Here is a 23,915-nt window from a genome sequence, read left to right as displayed (position 1 = left end):
GCGCCGAAGCAATGGCTGTTTTAATCCGCCATCGCTTCTTCATATTCGGTGGAAAGTTCCAGCCACTTGTCCTCAGCATCCGCAAGTGCAGAACGGGCGTCGCTCATGTCCTTGTTGATCCGGATCGCCTTTTGGGGTTCCTTCTCGTACAGAGCCGGGTCTTCCAATTGTGACGAGAAGCCTTGAATCTGTTTCTGCAGCTTTTGAATCAAGGCTTCGGTTTCCTTGATCTTTTTCTGTAGCGGCGCCAGGGTTTCGCGTTTCTGGGCAGCAAGTTTCCGCTGTTCTGCCTTGTTGACCTTGGAGGTGTCGTCGCGGTCGGCAGCCGGTTCTCCCTTGGCATCGGCAAGAACGATCTGCCGGTACTCGTCGAGATCGCCTTCAAACGCCTTTACGCCACCTTCGCGGACCAGCCAGAGCCGTTCCATCGTGGCTTCGATCAGATGGCGGTCGTGGGCAATCAGGATAACCGCGCCGTTGAAAGCGTTGAGCGCATGCACAAGCTCTTCGCGGCTGTCGATGTCGAGATGGTTGGTTGGTTCGTCGAGGATCAGCAGGTTGGGACCGTGAAAGGTCGCAAGCCCCATCAGGAGGCGCGCTTTCTCGCCACCGGACAGGTCTTTGGCCGGTGTCAGCATCTTCTCTGTCGAAAGGCCCATCTGCGCAACCCGCGCACGCACCTTCGCCTCTGGTTCCGTCGGCATGAGCTTGCGCACATGCTCGATGGCGTTGTCTTCGGGGATCAGATCATCCATCTGATGCTGTGCGAAGAAGGCGACTTTCAGGCTCGGCGAAAGTGTGAGCGTGCCTTTTTCCGGCGTCTGGCGACCGGCAATCAGCTTCGCCAGCGTTGACTTACCGTTACCGTTCGAGCCGAGGAGGGCGATGCGGTCGTCATTGTCGATACGCAAGTTTACATTGCGAAGGACGGGCTTGCCCGGCACATAACCGACATCGGCATTATCAAGCGCGATGACAGGCGATGCCGTCTTTTTGTCGGCATCCGGAAAACGAAACGGCTGCACATTGCTTTCAACGTAAAGCTCGATTGGCTTGAGCTTTTCCAAAGCCTTCATGCGCGATTGCGCCTGACGGGCCTTGGTGGCCTTGGCACGGAACCGTTCCACGAAGGATTCCATGTGCTTGCGGTGGGCTTCCTGCTTTGCGTGGGCCTTCTGCTGCAATTCCAGCATTTCGTGGCGCTGGCGCTCGAACTGATCGTAGTTGCCTCGCCAGAAGCTGATCTTCTTCTGGTCGAGATGCATGATCGAACTGGTCGCAGAGTTCAGGAGATCACGGTCGTGGCTGATGATGATGACTGTGTGCGGATAGCGCTTCACATAGTCGACCAGCCACAGCACGCCTTCAAGGTCGAGATAGTTGGTTGGTTCGTCGAGGAGCAGCAGGTCCGGCTCGGCAAAAAGAACCGCTGCCAGAGCGACACGCATACGCCAGCCGCCGGAAAATGCGGATGCGGGCTGGCGTTGTGCTTCGGCGTTGAAACCGAGACCGGACAGAATGGCGCCTGCGCGAGCTTCCGCAGAGTGAGCGTCGATGTCGGCAAGGCGGGTGTGAATTTCGGCAATGCGGTGCGGATCGGTTGCCGTGTCAGCCTCTTCAAGAAGTGCTGTGCGCTCCTTGTCCGCCTTCATGACGATTTCGATCAGTGCATCCTCTGTGCCGGGCGCTTCCTGCGCCACCTGACCGATACGGGTATTTTTGGGAAGCGAGATGCTGCCTGTTTCCGGCGCAAGATCGCCCGTAATCACACGGAACAGGGTCGATTTGCCGGTGCCGTTGCGGCCCACAAAACCCGTCTTCGATCCCGCTGGCAGCGTTACGCTGGCGTGGTCGATCAGGAGGCGTCCGGCAATTCGTACGGAGATGTCGTCAAGGATAAGCATGGTGAAAGCGCTTTTGCACGGCTTGAAGCGTTTCCGCAAGTATCAACGTCAGTCAGGCGAAACGCCGTCCCTCTTCCGTCCGCAGGAAATGTGCAAGATCGAGTGACGGAGCTTCCGTACCCAGCCGTGTGAACGCGGCGTGAATCTGTCCGCGATGGTGGGTCTGGTTGTTGAACATATGAGCAAGCGAGGGAGCGAGCCGCTGGCTTATCGTGCGCATTTCACGAGTAGGGGTGTAAGTATAGCGTCCGGCAAGCTTCTGTGTGTCGAGGCTGTCGGCATAGCGGCAAATGCGCGCGTCTTCCGCCTGCCGCAGGTCACGCAGCATGATGAAATTGTCGGAAATAATGGCGTCGAGCGTCTTCGGATGATCGCCTTCGGTGGTGAAGCGTTTCATCCAGATGCGGTCGGCAACCAGCAAATGATTGAAGGTGCGGTGAATGGAACCAAAGAACAAGCCGAGATCGAGCCTGTATTCCTCGTCGCTCAGCTCGGCAGCCGCAGCATAGACCAGTTCATTTGCCCATCGGTTATAATAGGCGAACATCTGAAAGTACTGTTCCATGAGAGCCCCCTGAACACCTGTCCATGCCGCTTCCCGCGAAGTTGAATCGGCACGGCGTATCTATGCAATCAATTCTATGCTCTCTCAAGGTGCTAATCGGTTCGCCTCTTGGCAATTCGGCCTATCGACGGTATAGAGCCTCACTTTTCTAAAAATTCCAGCGAACAAGGTGTCATAATGGCAATCGAACGTACCTTCTCCATGATCAAGCCCGATGCGACCCGCCGCAACCTGACCGGCGCCATCACTGCCAAGCTCGAAGCAGCTGGCCTGCGCGTTGTCGCTTCGAAGCGCGTCTGGATGAGCCTGCGTGAAGCTGAAGGCTTCTATGCTGTTCACAAGGATCGCCCGTTCTTCGGCGAACTGACCGAATTCATGTCTTCTGGCCCGACGATTGTTCAGGTTCTCGAAGGCGAAAACGCCATCGCCAAGAACCGCGAAGTCATGGGTGCAACCAACCCGGCAAACGCTGACGAAGGTACCATCCGCAAGGAATTCGCCCTGTCGATCGGCGAAAACTCCGTGCACGGTTCGGACGCTCCTGAAACCGCTGCAGAAGAAATCGCATACTGGTTCTCGGGCACCGAAATCGTCGGCTAATCCCACCCGGAATTCAAAGAAAAAGCCCGGTTTAACCGGGCTTTTTTAGTTTCAAAGGCTTTGTGCGAGCCTTGCCATTTCTTTTCCGTCGTCATCGAAGAGAACCAGTTTCCCCATGTCGATCTTGTAGGACTTCGTCTTGCCAAGCACGTCGAGGAACTTGCGCTCCTGCGTCATAAGAGCAGGCGGGCATTGAACATAGGTCGATCCGATATCGGCGAAGGAAATGTTCTCGCCAGTGACGATTGCCTTGCTGAAATAACGATTGCAGCCACCCGAACCGCTGACGGTGCCATCGGTCGAGACCGTCAATGTCGTCTGTGCATTGTCGATCACGCCGCCGCCTTGAATGTCTTCTGCCAGCCAGTCCTTGCCCTCAATGCCGATGGCAGCACCTTCGTCGCCGCTCTTGCGAACCATCACAACCTTGATTTCTGCCGGGGTGCCGGGATTCTCCGGGTCGATGGCGTAGCGTTCGTCATTGACGAACCATAGCGTATCGCCCGCCGAAATCCGCGCTTGCAAGGCATAGGTATGGCCGGGCTGAATCTGGTCCGTATCAAAATTGATGGCGAACGGGATCGGCGAACCCTGAACGGATTCAATCCTTGTTTCTCCAATGACTTTGGAGGGGGCGTCGGCCAGAGAGATGTCGGAAAGCTGAACGGTCAGGTTTGCCTCCGGCGGCAGCGCGATACGTTCGCGATACATCACTTTGCCGCTGACCGTTTCTTCGGCCGCTATGCTGCTTGTCGGCATGGATGTGGTCAGGAACAAGGCAGCGCCGCCAAGCGCGCCAATGCCGACCACAAGTGCTGCCGCAATTGAAAGGGTTTTCGCCAGTCCATTTCGCATCGTTAAAGCCCGAAACTTCCGTTCCCGCACGCGTTGTTTGTTACCAGACAGATGGCGCTAATGGGGATTCCAATCTGCCTGTCATCATCGCTTGTCAGCGCCTGATTCATAAGGCTGACATTAGCGAAATCTTCATGTGAAAATTGTGGCGACGCAAGAACACGCCGACTAAATTATCCATTATTTTAGGGGGTTAAATAGTTAATTCGCAATTAAAATGGGAAATAGAGATCAGTAGAATTGCTGGTAATCGGAAGATTATGACTGTTGCCAGCGTTCTCGGATCTTTTCATCTTCCTCCTTGGACGACACCCAACCGCCGACAGAACCGTCTGCAAGATGCTCCCTTTTCCAGAATGGAGCGTCGGTTTTCATGTAATCCATCAGGAATGATGCAGCTTCGAAAGCGGCATGTCGATGCGATGATGCCGCTGCGACCAGAACGATGTTTTCGCCCGGTTTGATGAGCCCGTAACGGTGAATGATCGTGAGGGCTGTTATCGGCCAGCGCTCGATAGCCTGTCGGGCGATGCGTGTGATTTCCGCTTCGGCCATGCCGGGATAATGTTCCAGCTCCAGGGCCGAAAGCGCGCCGCTTTCATCGCGACACAGACCGGTAAAGGTGACGATGGCGCCGATATCCGTGCGCCCATGCTCAAGCTTGCGCAGTTCCGCTGCGATATCGAAGTCTTCGCTTCTTATGCCGACGAAAAGTGGGCATGTGGTTTGCCCGCTCATCTCATCCTCCCGTCATGGGCGGAAAGAGCGCAACTTCATCGCCATCATTCACGAGTTCAATATGCTCGGCATGTTCCTGATTGATCGCGGCACGAATGACGTGCTCATGCTCGAAGGCAGCTTCATATTCATGCCCAAGCGATTTCAGGTGGCTGATCAGATCGCCCACGGTTGTTTTGGGTGAGGGGAGTTCAATGACCTCCTCGCCCTTGCCGATTTTCTCGCGCACCCATGCGAAATAAACGAGTTTTACCGTCACTGGATCAATCCATTACGTGTTTAAGGCCCGCCTTGAAGTAATCCCAGCCCGTATAAAGCGTCAGAAGCGCCGAGACCCAAAGCAGGACAATGCCAATTTCCGTTACATAGGGCATGACTTTGTCACCGGCAGGGCCTGCGAGCAGAAATGCGAGCGCAATCATTTGCGCGGTCGTCTTCCACTTGGCCAGACGGGAAACGGGAACACTGACCTTGAGTTCCGCAAGATATTCACGCAGACCCGAAACCAGGATTTCGCGGCACAGGATGATGATTGCGGCCCAAAGCGTCCAGCCTGCAATGGTACCGTCAGCTGCGAGAAGCAACAGAATGGCGGATACGAGAAGCTTGTCGGCAATCGGGTCAAGCATGCGACCGATGGTCGATGTCTGTTTCCAGATGCGGGCGAGATAGCCGTCGAAAAAGTCCGTGATACTGGCGACGGCAAACAATCCCAGAGCGGTCCATCGGGCGAAATCGCTCGATTCCAGTTTCCCCTCGATAAAGAAGCACAATACCACAAGGGGGACGGCGATGATCCGGCCATAGGTGAGGATATTGGGCAAGGAGAGGGTATGTTTTTTCTGCATTGTTCCGCCGCATCGTTGTTAGAGCGGTTCCTGTTTTCAGCAGGATCGTTCGAACTGCTCTAACCATCTGTTTTTATGCATTTCCGAACGCAAAACCGTTTCGCGTTGTTGGCTCGAAAATGCTCTAGCGCACATCAACAGGGATGACCGATAAAATCAACACCTGCGAATATGTTGTGCCGGGACCTAATGACGCTTGTGCACGAATCTCGGACAAAATTACGTCATCTGTCGCGAAAATGATCGTGAATCGTCTTGGCCATGGCTTCAGAGATGCCTTCGATCTGCATAAGGTCGGCAATCGCAGCTCTGGAGACGGCCTTTGCAGTTCCGAAATGGTGCAGAAGCGCACGCTTGCGCGACGGGCCGATTCCCGCAATCTCGTCGAGCGGATTCTTGACCATTTCCTTCTTGCGCCGGGCGCGGTGCGTGCCGATGGCGAACCGGTGCGCTTCGTCGCGCAGGCGCTGGATGAAATAGAGTACGGGATCGCGCGGCGGCAGTGTGAACGCCTGCTTGCCTTCCACGAAGAAACGCTCGCGTCCCGCTTCACGGTCAACGCCCTTGGCGATGCCGATTGCATTGACGAGGTGGCTGATCCCTAGCTCACCGAGAATTTGCCTGACCGCACCAACCTGACCTTGCCCACCGTCGATCAGAATGACATCGGGCCATGCGGGAAACGTATCGATTGCTTCTGCATCGGTTGGTTCTTCGGGGGTGCCATGTTCCTTGACGAGGCGCGAGAAGCGCCGCTCGATCACCTCGCGCATCATGCCGAAATCGTCGCCCGGCGTGATGTCGGTCGAACGGATGTTGAACTTGCGATACTGATTTTTGACGAAGCCTTCCGGTCCGGCGACGATCATGCCGCCGACAGCATTCGTGCCCATAATATGCGAGTTATCATAGACCTCGATGCGACGCGGCGGCTGGGCCAGGCCGAAGGTCTCGGCCATGCCTTGCAGCAGGCGCGCTTGCGATGATGTTTCGGCAAGCCGTCGTCCAAGCGCTTCGCGCGCATTGGTAAGCGCGTGATCGACAAGATCTTTCTTCTCGCCGCGCTGGGGAACGTTGACCCGTACCTTATGCCCGGCGCGCGTCGAGAGCGCCTCGGCGATCAGCGATTGTTCCTCAACAGTCTCGGACAAGAGAACGAGACGCGGACATGGCTTGTCGTCGTAGAACTGAGACAGGAATGCCCCCAGAACCTCCGCCGGGCCAAGTGAACTGTCTGCCTTGGGAAAATAGGCGCGGTTGCCCCAATTCTGACCGGTACGGAAGAAGAAGACCTGAATGCAGGTCATGCCGCCTTCCTGATGGATGGCGAAAACGTCGGCCTCTTCGACCGTCTGCGGGTTGATGCCCTGATGTGACTGGACGTGCGAAAGCGCGGCCAGACGATCCCGGTAAACTGCGGCATGTTCGAAATCGAGGTCTGCCGATGCGGCCTGCATCGCTGTTGCAAGATGGTCCTTTACCGACTGGCTCTTTCCGGACAGAAATGCCTTGGCCTCGCGGACAAGCTCAGCATAGTCCTCATCGCTGATCTCGTGCGTGCAGGGGCCGGAACAACGCTTGATCTGAAAGAGAAGGCAGGGACGGGTGCGCGTTTCAAAAACCGAATCCGTGCAGGTTCGCAGCAGGAAGGCGCGCTGAAGCGCGTTGATCGTGCGACCGACGGCGCCAGCGGAGGCGAATGGGCCGAAATAGTCTCCCTTGCGGGACCGCGCACCGCGATGCTTGAAAATGCCGGGTGCCCGATGGTCACCAGTCAGGAGAATATAGGGAAACGACTTGTCGTCGCGCATCAGCACGTTGAAGCGCGGGCGCAACCTCTTGATGAGATTGGCTTCCAGCAACAAGGCTTCGGTTTCCGTGCGAGTGACGACGAATTCCATCGTCACCGTTTCGCGGATCATCCGCGTTATGCGATTCGAATGGCCGATCCCGCGTGCATAATTGGACACGCGCTTCTTGAGATTGCGTGCCTTGCCGACATAAAGCACATCGCCATCGCTGTTGAACATGCGATAGACGCCCGGATTGTTGGGCAGGCGCTTCACGAAGGCATTGATAATGTCCTGACCGCTCAGGCCCTCGATATCGGGCAGGCCATCTGAGGAATCCCATTGAATGGAATCGGCAGCGGACGGCGATGCCGGAACGTCGATTATATCGTCGCTTTCGTCATCCTCTTCGGTTTCCGCGTCACCAATGATAATACCCGCCACATCCTGCTCGTCATCAGACGGCAGCTTTGCAGCGGTATCCTCATTGTTCTTGCGGTTTCCAGTCATTCGGCAATTCCTGCAATATCGGGGGTTTCCCATGCCAGATGCTGTCCGCCATCAAGGGCGATCATCTGGCCGGTGACCGAGCGGCTTTCCCAGAAGTAGCGAACAGTACGCCCGAATTCCGACAATTCCGGCGCGCGCTGTAAAAGAAGTTTCCCGACCTGCTGTTCGAAGTCGCCCGGCTGCTGTCGTTCGCTTGGCAAGGTCGGGCCGGGAGCGATTGCGTTGACCCGGATTTGCGGTGCTAGCGCTTGCGCCATGGTTCGGGTGGCATTCCAGAGAGCTGTCTTCGAGAGTGTATAGGAAAAGAAGTTCGGGTTGAGCTTCCAGACGCGCTGGTCGATGACATTGACGACGAGTGCTTCTTCACCGTCCGGAAGGGCTTTCGCCATTTCTTCAGTCAGCAGGACCGGCGCCTTGAGATGGATGGCAAAGTGCTTGTCCCATAGCGCCATATCCAATTGACCGATGTGATCATCTTCGAAAAGGGACGCATTATTGACGAGAAGCCGGATCGGCCCGATCTGGCGCGACGCATCTTTCACAAGATTGCGAACATCGGATTCGGACGAAAGGTCTGCGCGCACGACACAGGCTTTCCCGCCTCGTTCGTTTATGGCCGTTGCAAGGGCCGCGCCTTCATCGATGGAGTGATTATAGTGTATGGCGACCGGGAAGCCGTGGGCGGCAAGGTCTTCGACAATTGCCTTTCCAATGCGCCGTGCGCCGCCGGTGACCAGAACCGGACATTTGGCAAGCAGGCGAGGCTCGTGATCGTTCAACAAGGTAAACACTTTCTTATCGAGATTCTTCGATCTTTTCATGCCATTTCGGTCAGAAGATTGCAGCTAAAAACCGAACTGGTACTGCTGATAACTGACAAATTTGTAGAGATTTCAGCGGCTTCGTTCCATTTCGGCAGGTGTCTGGTTATCTGTTATTGGAACTGACTTGTTATATAGGTGACGGAACTCGCCGTTGCGATAATGCAACATCGCATTTTTGCCATGTTCTCGTCAGGTTCTCTCCACAGAAGCGGGCATTTCGTGCCGCAATTACCGCCGATATGTCGGTCCTGTCAGCGCGGCATGGACGATTTGCTCCCAACATCGTCCGCCCGATAAGGGACCGCGCTAAAGGTAATTTGTGTAAGGAGAATGCTATGCGCACTCTTAAGTCTCTCGTAATCGCCTCGGCTGCGCTGCTGCCGTTCTCTGCGACTGCTTTCGCTGCTGATGCCATTCAGGAACAGCCTCCTGTTCCGGCTCCGGTTGAAATGGCTCCGCAGTACAGCTGGGCTGGTGGCTACACCGGTCTGTACCTCGGCTATGGCTGGAACAAGGCCAAGACCGATTCCGTAGGCACTGTTAAGCCTGACGATATGAAGGCTGGCGCCTACGCTGGCTGGAACTTCCAGCAGGATCAGTTCGTATACGGTGTTGAAGGTGACGCTGGTTACTCCTGGGCCAAGAAGTCCAAGGACGGCCTGGAAGTCAAGCAGGGCTTCGAAGGCTCGCTGCGTGCACGTCTCGGCTACGACCTGAACCCGGTTATGCCATACATCACGGCAGGTGTTGCCGGTTCGCAGGTCAAGCTCGACAACGGCTTTGACGACGAAAGCAAGTTCCGCGTCGGTTGGACTGCTGGCGCCGGTATTGAAGCCAAGCTCACGGACAACATCCTGGGCCGCGTTGAATATCGTTACACCCAGTTCGGTAACAAGACCTACGACCTCGGCAACGAATCGGTTCGTAACAAGCTCGACACCCACGACATTCGCGTCGGCGTTGGCTACAAGTTCTAATTATCTGATAATTGAACACGAAAAACCGGGCAGGCAACTGCCCGGTTTTTTGTTGCACTTTTTTTAAGGTTAGAGGTTTGCCACCTCGACCAGCCAGTCGCGAAAAGCTGCCATTGCTTGCGTTTCCGTCCGTGATTGCAGCCTTGTCAGCCAATAGCCGCCCATCGTCACCGTCGTATCGAATGGCTGGATGATGGTTTCCGACAGCAATTGCCGGGCGAACATCAGTGGGGGTGCGAGTGCTATGCCTGCTCCCCCTGCATGGCTGCTTCCATCATCGCGAGTGACGAATCGAACATGATGCTTCGGGGCAGGGGCATGTCGCCTGTGACGCCCGCCGCCAGAAACCATTGCGTCCATTCATCGGCACGATAGGAACGCAACAAAGTATGCCGCGCGAGATCGGCCGGTGTTCGCAATTCATGTGCCAGTTCCGGGATGCAAAGCGGCGACAAAGGCGCTTCCAGCAATCGGGTTGCATCGATGCCGTGCCAGGCGCCACTGCCGAAACGGATGGCGTAATCGAGACCCTCCGCCGCAATATCCACCCGGTTATTGTTGGTCGAAAGCCGCAGATCGATAAACGGATAGCGGTTCTGAAAATCTCGCAGGCGCGGCAGAAGCCAGCCGACGGCTAGCGTGCCAACCGCACCCACACGCAATATTTCCCGGTAATGTCCCGCCTCGAAACGCTCAAGCGTTCCGGCAATTCTGTCGAATGCGTCCTTCAATGTGGGAAGCAGCGTTTCTCCTTCGCTCGTCAGCATCAGTCCGCGGGGCAGGCGCTCGAACAAAGTCACATTCAGCCGGGTTTCCAGACTTTTGACCTGATGGCTGACAGCCGCTTGGGTGACGCAAAGTTCAATCGCGGCCTTCGTAAAACTCAGATGACGAGCCGAAGCTTCGAAGGCGCGCAGGGAATTGAGCGGGAGATGCGGACGAACCATATTGCCCCAAATTTTTCTAATGCCAAATGCTAGATAACGTCGTTTGTCGAGTTTGCGCAAGCATCGTATATCAGCAGGGCCTGAAAGGCTTATATCCCGCAGAAGCGCTGAAAAAATGCTATAAGCGGGCTTCAATATAATGGATCGCGCGATACCGGCTATGTCTTGAGAAAGACGCAGCGGAACCCATAATCATGAGGTTTATTTATCTGTCATGAGAAAATCTACGATATTTTTGATCGGTTTCCTCGCCACTGCCGCTAATAGCGGCGCGTTTGCTGCAGACCATAGTGAGCTGCGCCGCATCGTCGATGAGACTGTACGCCCGCTCATGGCCGAGCAGAAGATTCCCGGCATGGCGGTTGCCATAACCATCGACGGCAAGGGCCACTTCTTCGGTTATGGCGTGGCATCGAAGGAGAGCGGACAGAAAGTCGACGAAAACACGATTTTCGAGATCGGCTCGGTCAGCAAGACGTTTACCGCAACGCTCGGCGGCTATGGGCTGGCGACCGGCGCATTCTCCTTGTCCGATCCGGCCACCAAATGGGCTCCCGAACTGGCAGGCAGCAGCTTCGACAAGATCACCATGCTTGATCTGGGAACCTACACGCCGGGCGGATTGCCCCTGCAATTTCCCGATTCTGTCACCGATGACAGTTCAATGCTGTCTTACTTCAAGAAATGGAAGCCGGACTATCCGGCAGGCACGCAGCGCCGCTATTCTAACCCAAGCATCGGCCTGTTCGGCTATCTGGCGGCGCGAAGCATGGACAAGCCGTTCGATGTTCTGATGGAGCAAAAGCTTCTCCCCGCATTCGGTCTGACGAACACCTTCGTCAATGTGCCGGAAAGCCGGATGAAGAACTACGCTTACGGCTACTCCAAAACCGACAAGCCGATCCGGGTATCGGGCGGTGCGCTCGATGCGCAGGCCTATGGCATCAAGACAACAGCGCCTGATCTCATCCGCTTTGTCGAACTGAATATCGACAATTCGTCGCTGGAGCCTGATTTCCAGAAGGCCATGGCCGCGACACATACGGGTTACTATCATGTTGGTGCCAACAATCAGGGGCTTGGATGGGAGTTCTACAGCTATCCGACTGCGCTCAAGACGCTTCTTACGGGCAATTCGTCCGACATGGCGCTGAAGTCGCACAAAGTCGAGAAATTTGACCAGCCCTTGCAGCCGTCAGCAGACGTCCTGATCAACAAGACAGGCTCGACCAACGGCTTCGGCGCCTATGCAGCCTTTATTCCCGCGAAGAAGACCGGAATTGTTCTGCTTGCAAACCGGAACTATCCGATCGATGAACGCGTAAAAGCCGCATATCGGATATTGCAGGCTCTCGACAAGAAGCAGTAATCCTCAAAAAGAAACCCCGGAAAATCCGGGGTTTCATTCTTTCCAGACCGATCAGCCGCGCGGCAGCAATTCCGTCAATTCCGGATGCAGTTCCTGAAAACGCTTCATCCAGCGCTTGAGCTTGGGACGGTTACGCTCCCACTTGCCTTCAAAGCGCAGCGCCAGATAGCCAAGCGCAGCAGCAACGGCAATGTGACCGCCATGCAGCTTGCCAGCCAGACGCGGCGGCGCTTCGTTCAGAAGATCGAGCGCGCGTTCGGCCTTGCGCCATTGCAGGTCGAGCCAGGGCTGATGGATCTTCTCTTCCGGACGCAAGCGTCTTTCATAGACATGCGCCAGAAGCACGTCGCAAAGACCGTCGGCGATGGCTTCATAGCGCTCTGCATCGGTGCGCTTTTCCGCGTTGCGCGGGAAAAGCTTGTTGCCCGAAACCCGGTTCAGATACTGGGTGATCGCGCGGCTGTCGAAAACGGGTTTCCCGTCATCCGTCACCAGCGTCGGAATTTTCCCGAGCGGATTGGCATGGATCAGGTTCTCCGGTTCCGCCGATGTGTTGACGACGACGCTTTCAAACGGAACGCCGGCATAGTGAGCAGCCATGCGGACTTTCGCGCTGTAGGGCGAAGCGGGCGAATAGAGAATCTGTGTCATCGTAAATTCCTGATTAGGGCCTGATAAATCATTGCGTGGCGGGCATCATAACAGAGCGGCTTCGGCAAGCATTGGCATCCACCTGACCGCAGGCGCGGTATTGCAGGTCCTTTGTCATGCAGATGCGCACTTCCTGAAGATAGTTTCGCTTGCAGCTGACGGATATGCCATCGGGCTTCATGCCCGGATTTGCTGCGATAAAAGCTTTTTCGACAAGGAGGGGATCAACGCGGCGTCCGCTCGCCAGATTGCGCAGGCTGGGCGGAATCTTGACCTGATCGAAGGCGTTGCGCAGCGTCAAAAAATAGTCGTCCTGCGACAGGCCTGAGCAACTGCCGTGCTTGCGCCACTGATAAGCGACAAGACCGGCAGAGGGCATGATGTCTGACAGACGCGAAATAATCTGGCGAGGCACATAGCCGCCCCGACTGCGGACGTTATCGAGCTGGCAGTTGGCCGGGTAACCCCATTCGTTCTGGGGCCAGAGACCGTGCACTACAAAACCAAAGGGACGGCTGATTCCGCATTGCTGCTTGTTGGCGCGCGGGCCTTCCGATGCGCAATAACTGGGTGACCAGGAGAGGGCAAGGACGTAGAAGTCGAACTCGCCCGGAATATCGTCAGCCCGGCTTGGCGCAACTGCCAAAGCACTCGCAACCGCCGCTGCGAACAACATAGTCGCAGCCGCGCCAAACCTCCGCAGCATATGCCCTCCACTCATTCAACGGCTGACCGTATCAAGCCGCTTAATTTTAGCGAAGAACGCGACAGCTCGCGTCGTAAACATACCAGCGGTCGAAACCGTCGACGCAGAATTCAACGTTCCGTCCCATCGAGGCAAAGCCCTGACCTTCTTCGACCATATACCAGACCGAGCGATACTGACCATCGGTGAGAACGGCGGTTGCCTTGCAATAGGTGCGTTCGATCTGGGCCGGATTGGTCTTGGGCTCATAGCGTGTCAGTTGAACATCGCTCATGGCCGAAATGCCGACCTGCGGCAGGTTCGGGACATGACGTACCTGATAGCCGAAATCGGAAACCACCGAACGCAAAACGCTCTGCTGGCTGCAAGCGCCTGCATCGGCAACGCCTGCTGGAGCCGGAGTGAGATAGTCTGCGGCACTGGCCGGCAGAGACACAAGCGTCAGGGGGAGGACAGACGCCGCAAACAGGGCTGCGCGTGAATACTGTCCGATACGTTCCAGGGTTCGTTGCATATCTCTGTCCTGTCCCAAATTGCGGGCTGGCACCCGTTCAAATCTATGATAGCCGAAGCGTTGAGGCGCAGTTTCCGTCAGCAATTCACGCGGGTCAAGTGCGATCCGTCTCGCTTCGCACCCACTTGATGCTGAAATTGCTCCCTTTTTCCTCTGCCAGAAGCTTGGTAAGGCAGGGAAGCAGGGTTTGCATCTCACTTTCGAGTGTATAGGGCGGGTTGACGACAATCATGCCGGTGCCATCAAGGCGTGGTTCGGCGGATGGCGCACGAATCGCAAGCTCGATCTGCATGATCTTCGGAATGCCGGTTTCACGTAACTGTCTGGTGAAACGTTCCGTTTCCTTGCGGTCTTTCACCGGATACCACAGCGCATAAATGCCGCCGCCGAAACGCTTGTATGCCTTGGCCAGGCCGTCAACCAGACGATCAAATTCGCCTTCCTTTTCAAAAGGCGGGTCGACAAGCACCATGCCGCGTTTTTCCTTCGGCGGGAGGTGAGCGCCAAGCGCCAGCCAGCCGTCGAGCTCGGTCACCCGAACCTGATAATCACCGTCGAAGAGTTTCGCCAGTTTGGTGGAGTCCTGCGGATGCAGTTCCAGTGCGGACAGGCGGTCCTGCTTGCGCAGCAAATGCCGCACGAGAAGGGGGGACCCCGGATAATGACGCAGCTTTTCGCCTTCATTGACCGCGCGGACGGCAGCAAGATAAGGCTCCAGCAAATCCAGCACGGGTTGCTCGATCTGCCCTTTCTTCACCGCATCCACGATGCGGTCGATGCCGCCCGTCCATTCGCCGGTTTTTCCTGCCTCAATACCCTTCAGGTCGTAGAGCCCGATCCCTGCATGGGTGTCGATGACGCGAAAGGCCTGTTCCTTGCGTTTCAGATATTCGACAAGACGCGTCAGGATGACGTGCTTGACGACATCCGCAAAATTTCCGGCGTGATAGGCGTGACGATAATTCATGGCTGCGCTTGTTTCATGTCGGCCTGTTTTCGGCAAGAGGGAGGATGGGGAAAGGCAAAAACACTCAGTGTCTGAATTAAAAAGCGGCAGGCCGCGGCGAAAATGGTGATTTTCGAGTACCGGAGCACAGCGTACTTCCAAGCATAGTCCCGAAAAGTTGCAGATTTTTCGGATAAGACTATGCGTCTGAGAAAGCTACGTGAGCACCGGAACGCAGACAAATTGCCATTTGCAGACTGGCATGGCGGCTTTTGGATCAGACACTGCGTCGTTCGTGCAATAGACGTCCCGTCACAAATGTGACATATAACCTTCAAAATCCGCTCCTTATCCTTTGAGTCGAGTCCCGAAATGTCTGGTGGTGTCCTTCTGATCGTCCTCTTTGGCGCGTTCCTCCACGCGAGCTGGAACGCAATTGTAAAGGGAAGCGGAGACAAGTTCTTCAGTGCGGCCAGTGTGACCAGCGCTGCCGGGTTGATCGCCCTTTTCACCTTGCCTTTTCTGCCGCTGCCGAACCCGGCAAGCTGGATTTACATGCTTCTGTCTACGGTTACGCAGACCTTCTATATGTCGCTCGTGGCGGCGGCTTATAAATCCGGCGATATGAGCGAAGCCTATCCGATCATGCGCGGCACTCCGCCCTTGCTGGTGGCGCTGGTCAGTGCGCCGCTGGTCGGCGAGATCATGGGCTGGCAGAGCTGGCTTGGTATCGTGCTGATCTGCTCCGGCGTTCTGGCGATGGCGCTTGATGCGCGGCGAAGAAATCGTGGAGCTTCAAGTCGCACTGCCTTGCTTGCGCTGACCAATGCCGGTTTCATAGCAAGTTATACGATCATTGACGGCCTCGGTGTCCGTGTGTCGGGCGAGCCGATTTCCTATACGCTGTGGCTGTTCCTGATGAACGCCATACCGCTGGCGGGGTGGGCCCTTTACCGCGAACCGGACCGTTTCATCCAGTATCTGCGTAATCACTGGCGACCGGCCATGATCGGTGGCGTTGGTACGCTCGGTTCCTATGGCCTTGCACTCTGGGCGATGACCATGGCTCCGATTGCCGTCGTGGCGGCACTCCGCGAAACCGCGATACTCTTCGGTGTGCTCATTTCGGCTCTGGTATTGAAAGAAAAAGTCGGGCTACCACGTTTCGTGGCTGCCGGCTTTATTGTTCTCGGTGCGATTGCATTGCGCTTGTCTTGAAAATTTATTTCGTCACAGTGACAATCTTCCGGCAGAAATTCGTTTCTGCAGGAAGTGGCTTGGGCTAATAAAGTAACATGAACCAGCACGCTCCAATCTCGAACATCAAAACCGGTCATTCGGCTTGTCCGCACGACTGTCCGTCAACTTGCGCACTCGATGTCGAAATTCTCGATGAGCGGACCATCGGGCGCGTGCGCGGCGCGAAGGACAACAGCTACACGGCTGGCGTCATCTGCGCCAAGGTGGCGCGTTATGCGGAACGGGTTCATCATCCTGATCGCCTGAAGCATCCGCTGGTTCGTGCCGGTGCGAAAGGTGCTGGGCAGTGGAAGGAAGCTTCATGGGAAGCCGCACTTGATCTCATTGCCGAGCGTTTCCTGAAAGCCGAGCGCGATTATGGCAGCGAGAGCGTCTGGCCCTATTACTATGCGGGCACCATGGGGCTGGTGCAGCGCGACTCGATCAATCGCCTGCGCTTTGCCAAGCGCTATTCCAACCAGTTCGACAGTTTCTGTACCAATATGGCCTGGACCGGCTATTTTGCGGGAACAGGAAGCCTGACCGGTCCTGATCCGCGTGAAATGGCGAAGGCCGATGTGGTGGTGATCTGGGGCACCAACGCCGCCGCCACGCAGGTCAATGTCATGACCCACGCGGTCCGGGCACGTAAGGAACGCGGCGCCAAGATCGTCGTCATCGACGTTTATGCCAATGCGACCGTCCGCCAGGCGGATATGGGCATTGTGCTGAAACCCGGAACCGATGGCGCCTTTGCCTGCGCGGTCATGCATGTGCTGTTTCGTGACGGCTTTGCAGACTGGGATTATCTGGAGCGCTACACCGACGATCCGAAGGGGCTGGAAGCACATCTTCAGACCCGTACACCGGAATGGGCAGCCGCGATCACCGGCCTGTCCGTTGAAGAGATCGAAGCATTTGCCCATCTCGTCGGCAAAACCAAGCGAACTTATTTCCGCCTCGGCTATGGTTTCACCCGCCAACGCAACGGCGCGGTGAACATGCATGCAGCCGCTTCGATTGCCTGCGTGACAGGTGCTTTCCTTTATGAAGGCGGCGGGGCATTCCACTCGAACTCCGGCATCTTCAAGATGGACAAGCGCGAGATCGAAGGTCGCGCCATGCAGGATATGGGGCTTCGTTTTCTCGATCAGTCGAAGATCGGTCGCATTCTTACCGGTGACGCGCAGGCGCTTTATGGCGGCCCGCCCGTCATGGCAATGCTGATCCAGAACACCAACCCGATGAATGTGACGCCGGAACAGCGGCTGGTTCGCAAAGGCTTTGCGCGCGAGGATCTTTTCGTCGCCGTGCACGAACAATTCATGACCGATACGGCGAAGATGGCCGATGTTGCATTGCCAGCCACGACGTTCCTCGAACATGACGATATTTATCGCGGCGGCGGGCAGCAGCATGTGGTTCTGGGGCCGAAGCTGATCGAGCCTCTCGCCGATGCGCGTCCGAATATCTTCGTAATCAACGAACTGGCAAAGCGCCTCGGTGTTGGCGATCTGCCGGGCTTCGATCTGGATGAGCGCACGCTGATTAACAACATGAACGCCAATAGCGACTTGCCACAATTCGATGAATTGAAGGAAAAGCGCTTTGTCGATCTGCAACCGCCTTTCGAAGATGCGCATTATATCAATGGTTTCAAATGGCCGGATGGCAAGTTCCGCTTTCGTCCTGACTGGACCGGAAGCCCGTCGCCGAACAAGCCACCGGAAGTCATGGGGCTTCAGGGTGATTTCCAGTCGATACCGGAATTTCCGGATTATTGGGAAGTGATTGAAACGGCGGATGCCGAACATCCCTTCCGCATGACGACTTCACCGGCGCATAATTTCCTGAACTCGACCTTCGCCGAGACGCTGACATCGCTTGCCAAGGAAATCCGGCCTGAACTGCTTATCCATCCCGACGATGCGGCAGAACTTGGCATCGAGAATGGCGAGCGGATCGAGATCGGCAATCATCGTGGCGAACTGGTGCTTCATGCCGTGCTGCGCGCCGGACAAAAACGCGGGGTCGTCGTGTCGGAGGGCATTTTTCCGAACTCGACATTCGAGCGCGGCGAGGGGATCAATATATTGATCGGCGCTGAACCTGCCGCCCCCTATGGCGGGCTGGCGGTGCACGACACCAAGATCTGGATACGCAAAATAAACGCATAAATATTTATCCAACAACGCCGGGACGCATATATAAAATATATATGCGTCCCGGCGTTGTTGTTTATTCGCGCTGCTTGTTAGCCAGCGTAACGCAGTCTCAGCTTGGAAACACCCACAGCGGCATTCAGGCCGCGCTGGCCCTGAAGCGAAATCGGCTGAAGCGAAATCGTCTTCCACGAACCGCCGGTCAGGATGTTGGTGCCGAAGCCGACGCCAATCGCTGCATTGGCAGATGCGCCGACATAACGGCCCTGAAGAGCGCCTTCGGGACGAACGGTCGGAGCCCAGACGGCCCAGGCGACACGGCCGCCATTTATGAAGCCGACATCGATGCCGAGCTTGGTAATCGTCCCTGTATAACGCTCAGCCGGACCACGTCCACGGGCCGGGCTGAATACGCAGTCCACATCCTGCTGGCTGCCGATGATGACGCCGATTGCAGGAGAAATATCGCAGGACAGCGTGCCGACTTCCGAGCGCGGCTGGGTGCGACCTGAAGCGGGAGGAGCTACGTAGTCGGCAGCAATGGCTGGAGCCGCGACCGCAATGCCGGAAATGACGGTCATTGCCGAAAGGAAGGAAGTCGAAAAACGGAGAGACATGTCTTTGTCCTCTTCTAAAACACATATTGAAAGAGACGCTTACACGTCCCTTAACGAGATTTGCCGAAGCAAGTTCCGTTACGAATGGGAATTAGAGCTTTTTGCGGGAAATTAAAGTTTTATTAACAAAAAAATTGGGATGTGATTAATTTGTCGCGCGCTATCACGCACTGAGAACCATCGCTCCGGTGAAATCCGGCTGGCTGTTTTGTTCGCCGGCAAATTTGCGAAGGGCCAATGCATAAAGTTGATGCTCGGCTTTCAGAACGCGGGCCGCGAGCGCTTCGGCATCGTCACCAGCATGCACCGGCACCGCTGCCTGTGCCAGTATCGGACCTTCATCCATCCCTTCCGTTACAAGATGAACGGTGCAGCCTGCGACTTTCATACCCGCATCCAGCGCGCGCTGGTGGGTATGCAGTCCGGGGAAAAGCGGGAGCAGGGAAGGGTGAATGTTGAGAATGCGGCCTTCATAGGGAGCAATGAAACGGCCCGACAGAAGACGCATATAGCCAGCAAGGCAGATCATATCCGGCTTCAACGCGGCGAGTGCGTCCAGAATGGCATCTTCATGCGCATCCTTCGAGGTAAAGTCCTTGCGCTTGAAAACCTGTGTCGCAATTCCGGCAGCCTTTGCCTTGGCAAGGCCGCCAGCTTCTTCCTTGTCGGAAAAAACCGCCACTACTTCCGCCGGAAAATCGGCGGCTTGCGCAGCGCGGATCAGCGCCTCCATGTTGGAGCCGCCGCCCGAAATGAAGATGACGACCCGCTTGCGGCTCATAGCGAAAGCGTACCCTTATAGACGACGCCGTCTTTTTCACGCTTCACCATCCGGCCGAGCGTGACGACCTTTTCGCCTTCTGCGGCAAGGACAGCCACGACTTCCTCAACCTTCTCAGGCTTCACGACGGCAATCATTCCGATGCCGCAATTGAATGTGCGCAGCATTTCATTCGGCTCGACACCGCCCGTCTTGGCAAGCCAGGAGAAGACTGGCGGAACGGAAATGGACGCAAGATCGATTTCGGCAGCGAGACCTTCCGGCAGAACGCGCGGAATATTGTCGGGAAAACCGCCGCCCGTGATGTGTGCCAGCGCCTTGATGCCGTCCGAAGCGCGGATCGCGGCAAGAAGAGGCTTCACATAAATGCGTGTCGGGGTCAGCAGCGCTTCGCCGAGCGTCGCGCCCGGCTGGAACGGGGCATCGGACTTCCAGCCAAGGCCGGAGAGTTCGACGATGCGGCGCACCAGAGAAAATCCGTTGGAATGCACACCGGACGAAGCAAGGCCAAGGATGACATCGCCTTCGGCAACATCGCCACGCGGCAGTAGACGGTCGCGTTCGGCCGCACCAACGGCGAAACCGGCAAGATCATAATCGCCATCCCGGTACATGCCGGGCATTTCAGCGGTTTCACCACCGATCAGCGCGCAACCGGCCTGCCGGCATCCTTCGGCGATGCCCGCAACGATATCGACACCCTGATCCGGCGAAAGCTTGCCGGTCGCAAAATAGTCGAGGAAGAAAAGCGGTTCAGCACCCTGAACGACGAGATCGTTGACACACATGGCAACAAGATCAATGCCTACCGTGTCGTGCTTGTCGGCATCGATGGCGATCTTCAGCTTGGTGCCGACACCGTCATTGGCGGCAACGAGTACCGGGTCTTTGAAACCAGCGGCCTTGAGGTCGAACAGGCCGCCAAAGCCGCCAATCTCTCCGTCCGCACCGGGGCGGCGCGTGGAGCGCACGAGGGGCTTGATCTTCTCGACCATCAGGTTACCAGCATCGATGTCGACACCAGCCTGCGCATAGGTCAGGCCGTTCTGGCCAACAGGCTTATCGGCGGGCTTATTTTCCATGGTCATGGCCTGCTCCTGAAATTGGGTGCTTATCCACGCAGCTGTTTAATGCATTTTCGGCAAAAGCGTGTAACGGTTTTGCTCAAGAAAAATGCGATAAACAGAGAATGTGCGCGCAATGGCACGAGACGGCGCTGCCTGCAAGGCCACAAAGCCCGAAAAGAGCCAAACAGCGCAGGATTCTGCCTGAAATCGTAAAGCACCGTCCATAACTCGATAGAAGGTTGTGTTTCGTCAGGCTTTTCGCACAGACATTGCAATCCTCAGTAACCGTTCTAACTTGTTCCCGTTCGCACTAAGATATCCGTAACGCCATTCTGCTATCAGGACTGGCTCTATCCAATACGTTTCCTGGAAATAGATGCACATGGTCAAGAAACCGACACCCACGCGCACGAGCGCCAGCCGAACGATCCGTCAGTCGGAAGCGACAGTTCGCGATGGTGATATCCACGTCAATGTGGAAGTCGGCGCGCTGACCGGCTCTTCGGTACGTCGTCAGGCGATGTTCTGGGTGGGGACCGTCGCGGTCTTCATTCTGTTTCTCGTCGTATTCAGTTCAGTGCTGTTGCCTTTTGTTGCGGGCATGGCGCTGGCCTATTTCCTCGACCCTGTCGCAGACAGGCTCGAACGTTTCGGCCTGTCCCGGCTTGCGGCCACAATCGTCATCCTGCTCATCTTCCTGATGGCGCTGATCCTCGGCCTGATGATCGTCGTGCCGATCCTCGCAACGCAGCTCGCTGATTTCATTTCCAAAATCCCCGAATACATCACCCAGTTGCAGTCGTTGCTGGCAAATGAGGATTCGCAATGGCTGAAGAAATATATCGGCATTGACAGTTCGGTCATTCAGCAGAATCTGAGTTCGCTGCTCCAGCAGGGTGCCGGTTTCCTGTCGACATTGCTTCAGTCCCTGTGGAATTCGGGGAAATCGCTGATCGATATTGCGGGGCTTTTCGTCGTCACTCCGGTGGTTGCATTCTACATGCTTCTGGACTGGGACCGCATGGTCGGCAGCATCGATTCATGGGTGCCGCGCCGCCAGCTTCATACCGTGCGCCGCATCGCCGCCGAGATGAATGCCGCCGTCGCCGGTTTCATTCGCGGGCAGGGAACGCTCTGCCTCATTCTGGGAACCTATTACGCCATCGGTCTCACGCTGACCGGGCTTAATTTCGGTCTGCTGATCGGCTTTTTTGCCGGTCTCATCAGCTTTATTCCCTATATCGGTTCCTTTGTCGGCCTGGCGCTCGCCATCGGTGTGGCGCTGGTCCAGTTCTGGCCTGACTGGATCATGATCTGTGCCGTCGCGGGTGTGTTTTTCCTTGGTCAGTTTGTGGAAGGAAACATCCTCCAGCCGAAGCTCGTCGGCTCGTCCGTGGGGCTTCATCCGGTCTGGCTCATGTTCGCTCTTTTTGCCTTCGGTTCGCTGTTCGGCTTCACCGGAATGCTGGTGGCAGTGCCCGCAGCGGCTGCAGTCGGGGTGCTTGTGCGGTTCGCATTGAATAGCTATCTCCACTCACCGATGTATGATCCTGCCTACCATCAGCCGAACCCCGACGCCGGGCCGCTGATCGAGGCAGGCGAGAATGCAGGCAAAGAGAAATGAGACTGGGTCGTAACCGGGCAGGATTTGAAACGGGATTTGCAGGAGGCCGCGATGCGTGAGGCACCGCGCCAGATTCCGTTGAATCTTGAGCATCAGCCCGGTTATCATCGGGAAGACATGATCGTCACAGATTCCAACCGTGCCGCCGTCGATCTTATCGATCGCTGGCCGAACTGGCTGTCGCCTGTCACGATCCTTGCCGGACCGACCGGATCAGGCAAGACACATCTGGCGGAAATCTGGCGCGCCGGAACAGGCGCACTTCTGGTAGACCCCACGCACATTACCGAGGAAGCCGTGAACGGCGCTGCCGAATATCCGGTGCTGATCGATGATATTGGTGCTGCGCCTTTCGATGAAACCGGACTTTTCCATCTCATCAATAGCGTTCGGCAGAATGCGGCTCAGGGGCTTGGGCCTTCCCTGCTCATGACCTCTCGTCTGTGGCCAGCCAACTGGAACGTAAAGCTTCCTGATCTTGCCTCGCGTCTCAAGGCCGCAACCGTCGTGGAAATTTCAGAACCGGACGACCTGCTGCTTTCCGGCGTCATTCACAAGCTCTTCGCGGACCGGCAGGTAAGCGTCGAACCGCATGTCGTCGCCTATCTGGTGAGCCGGATCGAGCGCTCGCTTTTGTCGGCGATCCTGATCGTCGACAAGCTCGACCGGGCGGCGCTTGAGCAGAAAAGCCGCATCACGCGCACGCTTGCCGCACAGGTTCTGGCGGGCAGCGAACAGCCGGATCGCTGAGGATGAAGATAGCGGTTACCGGGGCGGGTGGTTTTATCGGAAGCGCACTCACTCAAGTGCTGGTCGGGGAAGGGCATGAAGTCCTGCCTCTGTCCCGGAATGAACTGACTGATCCGGATTTCTCAGGTGTTGAAACGGTTGTTCATTCTGCAGCACTTGCTCACCGCACCGGCGCGGAACGACCGGATGCAGATACATTCGATGCGGTCAATCATCGACTGGCCGTAGAACTCGCGACAAAGGCAAAAGCCGCCGGCGTAAAGCGCTTCGTGTTTGTATCCACGATCTATACGATTGTGGGAAATCCGTCGCCGCTGACGCCGGACATGCCGCTGAAGCCGCGTGATGATTACGGCCGTGCCAAGGCGAAGGCGGAAGCCGATCTGCGCGGAATCAACGGGATCGAGATCGTCATTGCGCGCCCGGTTCTCGTTTACGGTCCTAGAGCGCGGGCGAACTTGAAAGCCTTGATAAAGCTCTGCAACAGCGGATTGCCGTTACCGTTCGGTCTGGCAAACAACAGGCGCAGTTTCGTGTCGCTTGAAAACGTCGCACATGCGCTGACATTTTTAAGCGTGGCGCCTGCCGAAAAGGTTGCCGGGCGGGTGTTTCATCTTGCTGAGCCGCAACCGCGCTCCACAAAAGAACTCGTGACGAAGCTGCGTGCTGCCTTGGGAAAGCCTTTGCGTCTTGTACCCGTTCCACCGGTCTTCATGCGGCTCCTGCTATCGGCGGCGGGCAAAAGCGGTCTCTACGACCAGCTTTACGGTGATCTGGTCGCAGACAGTTCATCACTGATTGAAGCAGGATTCGATTATCTGCCGGGCGACCGGCAGCTCGAAGCAATGGCGCGTGGTCTGGATTAGAGCATGTCTCCCAAAAGTCGGAACCGTTTTTGGGAAAAAGACATGCGTAAAAACAAAGAGATAGA

Annotated in this window: 23 protein-coding genes and 1 pseudogene; 8 read left to right on the top strand and 16 right to left on the bottom strand. The window is 56.4% G+C overall.

Annotation, left to right across the window (positions count from 1 at the left end; genetic code table 11):
• Positions 1-20: 20 nt before the first annotated feature.
• Both MKS82_RS05910 and MKS82_RS05905 read right to left on the bottom strand, forming a co-directional pair.
• Positions 21-1,904 carry an ABC-F family ATP-binding cassette domain-containing protein gene (locus MKS82_RS05910; protein WP_240578487.1) on the bottom strand — a complete coding sequence of 628 codons (1,884 nt, stop codon included), beginning with the start codon at positions 1,902-1,904 and terminating at the stop codon, positions 21-23.
• A 52-nt stretch (positions 1,905-1,956) separates the two neighbouring features.
• Positions 1,957-2,469 (bottom strand): DinB family protein, encoded by a 513-nt coding sequence (locus MKS82_RS05905; RefSeq protein WP_176037492.1) that lies wholly within the window; start codon positions 2,467-2,469, stop codon positions 1,957-1,959.
• A gap of 177 nt (positions 2,470-2,646) precedes the next feature.
• On the opposite strand from MKS82_RS05905, the gene ndk reads away from it, so the two are divergent.
• Entirely contained in the window at positions 2,647-3,069 is a 423-nt protein-coding gene (ndk, locus tag MKS82_RS05900; RefSeq protein ID WP_010661674.1) for a nucleoside-diphosphate kinase, read from the top strand.
• A 51-nt stretch (positions 3,070-3,120) separates the two neighbouring features.
• Here the strand turns inward: ndk and MKS82_RS05895 are convergent, their stop codons facing one another.
• The 6 genes from MKS82_RS05895 to MKS82_RS05870 form a co-directional block, all read right to left on the bottom strand.
• Positions 3,121-3,924 carry a YbaY family lipoprotein gene (locus MKS82_RS05895; protein WP_240578486.1) on the bottom strand — a complete coding sequence of 268 codons (804 nt, stop codon included), beginning with the start codon at positions 3,922-3,924 and terminating at the stop codon, positions 3,121-3,123.
• A gap of 258 nt (positions 3,925-4,182) precedes the next feature.
• Positions 4,183-4,662, bottom strand: a complete 480-nt coding sequence (locus MKS82_RS05890) for a molybdenum cofactor biosynthesis protein MoaE (RefSeq protein WP_176037490.1) — start codon at positions 4,660-4,662, stop codon at positions 4,183-4,185.
• Position 4,663: 1 nt separating this feature from the next.
• Positions 4,664-4,921 (bottom strand): molybdopterin converting factor subunit 1, encoded by a 258-nt coding sequence (gene moaD, locus MKS82_RS05885; RefSeq protein ID WP_109988001.1) that lies wholly within the window; start codon positions 4,919-4,921, stop codon positions 4,664-4,666.
• Between the two features lie 4 nt (positions 4,922-4,925).
• The gene (pgsA, locus tag MKS82_RS05880; RefSeq protein ID WP_109988002.1) at positions 4,926-5,510 is read right to left on the bottom strand and encodes a CDP-diacylglycerol--glycerol-3-phosphate 3-phosphatidyltransferase; all 585 of its coding nucleotides are present in this window, start codon (positions 5,508-5,510) and stop codon (positions 4,926-4,928) included.
• A gap of 224 nt (positions 5,511-5,734) precedes the next feature.
• Positions 5,735-7,810, bottom strand: coding sequence for an excinuclease ABC subunit UvrC (gene uvrC, locus MKS82_RS05875; protein ID WP_240578485.1), 2,076 nt, complete (start codon positions 7,808-7,810; stop codon positions 5,735-5,737).
• Complete coding sequence (locus MKS82_RS05870; protein WP_240578484.1) at positions 7,807-8,631, bottom strand: SDR family oxidoreductase; 825 nt, start codon at positions 8,629-8,631, stop codon at positions 7,807-7,809. The genes uvrC and MKS82_RS05870 overlap by 4 nt, the downstream gene beginning before the upstream one ends.
• Before the next feature lie 338 nt (positions 8,632-8,969).
• On the opposite strand from MKS82_RS05870, the gene omp25 reads away from it, so the two are divergent.
• Positions 8,970-9,611, top strand: a complete 642-nt coding sequence (omp25, locus tag MKS82_RS05865) for an outer membrane protein Omp25 (protein ID WP_109988005.1) — start codon at positions 8,970-8,972, stop codon at positions 9,609-9,611.
• 69 nt (positions 9,612-9,680) lie between these two features.
• On the opposite strand, the pseudogene MKS82_RS05860 reads toward omp25, so the two are convergent.
• Positions 9,681-10,558: pseudogene (locus tag MKS82_RS05860) on the bottom strand (LysR substrate-binding domain-containing protein).
• Positions 10,559-10,772: 214 nt separating this feature from the next.
• Here MKS82_RS05860 and blaOCH point away from each other — a divergent pair.
• A complete protein-coding gene (gene blaOCH / locus MKS82_RS05855; RefSeq protein ID WP_240578483.1) occupies positions 10,773-11,927 on the top strand; it encodes an OCH family extended-spectrum class C beta-lactamase in 1,155 nt (384 codons plus the stop codon).
• A gap of 51 nt (positions 11,928-11,978) precedes the next feature.
• On the opposite strand, the gene MKS82_RS05850 is transcribed toward blaOCH, so the two are convergent.
• The 4 genes from MKS82_RS05850 to MKS82_RS05835 form a co-directional block, all read right to left on the bottom strand.
• On the bottom strand, positions 11,979-12,578 hold the full coding sequence (locus MKS82_RS05850; RefSeq protein ID WP_109988008.1) for a glutathione S-transferase: 600 nt from the start codon (positions 12,576-12,578) through the stop codon (positions 11,979-11,981).
• 28 nt (positions 12,579-12,606) lie between these two features.
• Positions 12,607-13,284 carry a ribonuclease T2 family protein gene (locus tag MKS82_RS05845; protein WP_109988009.1) on the bottom strand — a complete coding sequence of 226 codons (678 nt, stop codon included), beginning with the start codon at positions 13,282-13,284 and terminating at the stop codon, positions 12,607-12,609.
• A 46-nt stretch (positions 13,285-13,330) separates the two neighbouring features.
• Positions 13,331-13,798: a phage portal protein gene (locus MKS82_RS05840; RefSeq protein ID WP_010661686.1), complete on the bottom strand. Its 468-nt coding sequence runs from the start codon at positions 13,796-13,798 to the stop codon at positions 13,331-13,333.
• Positions 13,799-13,892: 94 nt separating this feature from the next.
• Positions 13,893-14,765, bottom strand: coding sequence for a 23S rRNA (adenine(2030)-N(6))-methyltransferase RlmJ (locus MKS82_RS05835; protein ID WP_109988010.1), 873 nt, complete (start codon positions 14,763-14,765; stop codon positions 13,893-13,895).
• A 351-nt stretch (positions 14,766-15,116) separates the two neighbouring features.
• On the opposite strand from MKS82_RS05835, the gene MKS82_RS05830 reads away from it, so the two are divergent.
• Together MKS82_RS05830 and MKS82_RS05825 are read left to right on the top strand one after the other, a co-directional pair.
• Positions 15,117-15,962, top strand: coding sequence for a DMT family transporter (locus MKS82_RS05830; protein WP_151554811.1), 846 nt, complete (start codon positions 15,117-15,119; stop codon positions 15,960-15,962).
• A 77-nt stretch (positions 15,963-16,039) separates the two neighbouring features.
• On the top strand, positions 16,040-18,160 hold the full coding sequence (locus tag MKS82_RS05825; RefSeq protein ID WP_151677960.1) for a molybdopterin oxidoreductase family protein: 2,121 nt from the start codon (positions 16,040-16,042) through the stop codon (positions 18,158-18,160).
• A 77-nt stretch (positions 18,161-18,237) separates the two neighbouring features.
• Here the strand turns inward: MKS82_RS05825 and MKS82_RS05820 are convergent, their stop codons facing one another.
• The 3 genes from MKS82_RS05820 to purM form a co-directional block, all read right to left on the bottom strand.
• Positions 18,238-18,762: a DUF992 domain-containing protein gene (locus MKS82_RS05820; RefSeq protein ID WP_151677959.1), complete on the bottom strand. Its 525-nt coding sequence runs from the start codon at positions 18,760-18,762 to the stop codon at positions 18,238-18,240.
• A gap of 163 nt (positions 18,763-18,925) precedes the next feature.
• Positions 18,926-19,543 (bottom strand): phosphoribosylglycinamide formyltransferase, encoded by a 618-nt coding sequence (gene purN / locus MKS82_RS05815; protein ID WP_151554809.1) that lies wholly within the window; start codon positions 19,541-19,543, stop codon positions 18,926-18,928.
• Positions 19,540-20,631, bottom strand: coding sequence for a phosphoribosylformylglycinamidine cyclo-ligase (gene purM, locus MKS82_RS05810; RefSeq protein WP_151554808.1), 1,092 nt, complete (start codon positions 20,629-20,631; stop codon positions 19,540-19,542). Before purM ends, purN begins: the two co-directional genes overlap by 4 nt.
• Before the next feature lie 361 nt (positions 20,632-20,992).
• On the opposite strand from purM, the gene MKS82_RS05805 reads away from it, so the two are divergent.
• The 3 genes from MKS82_RS05805 to MKS82_RS05795 are packed head-to-tail and all read left to right on the top strand — an operon-like array spanning position 20,993 to position 23,850.
• Positions 20,993-22,234, top strand: a complete 1,242-nt coding sequence (locus MKS82_RS05805; protein WP_176037488.1) for an AI-2E family transporter — start codon at positions 20,993-20,995, stop codon at positions 22,232-22,234.
• A 51-nt stretch (positions 22,235-22,285) separates the two neighbouring features.
• On the top strand, positions 22,286-22,984 hold the full coding sequence (hdaA, locus tag MKS82_RS05800; RefSeq protein ID WP_151554807.1) for a DnaA regulatory inactivator HdaA: 699 nt from the start codon (positions 22,286-22,288) through the stop codon (positions 22,982-22,984).
• A gap of 2 nt (positions 22,985-22,986) precedes the next feature.
• Complete coding sequence (locus tag MKS82_RS05795) at positions 22,987-23,850, top strand: NAD-dependent epimerase/dehydratase family protein (RefSeq protein ID WP_151677958.1); 864 nt, start codon at positions 22,987-22,989, stop codon at positions 23,848-23,850.
• The last annotated feature ends 65 nt before the right edge of the window (positions 23,851-23,915 follow it).

It is taken from the genome of Ochrobactrum sp. A-1 (genome assembly GCF_022488005.1).
Taxonomy (GTDB): domain Bacteria; phylum Pseudomonadota; class Alphaproteobacteria; order Rhizobiales; family Rhizobiaceae; genus Brucella.
The sequence above is the reverse complement of the archived record's forward strand: the minus strand, read 5'-3'. Positions and strand labels throughout refer to the sequence as shown.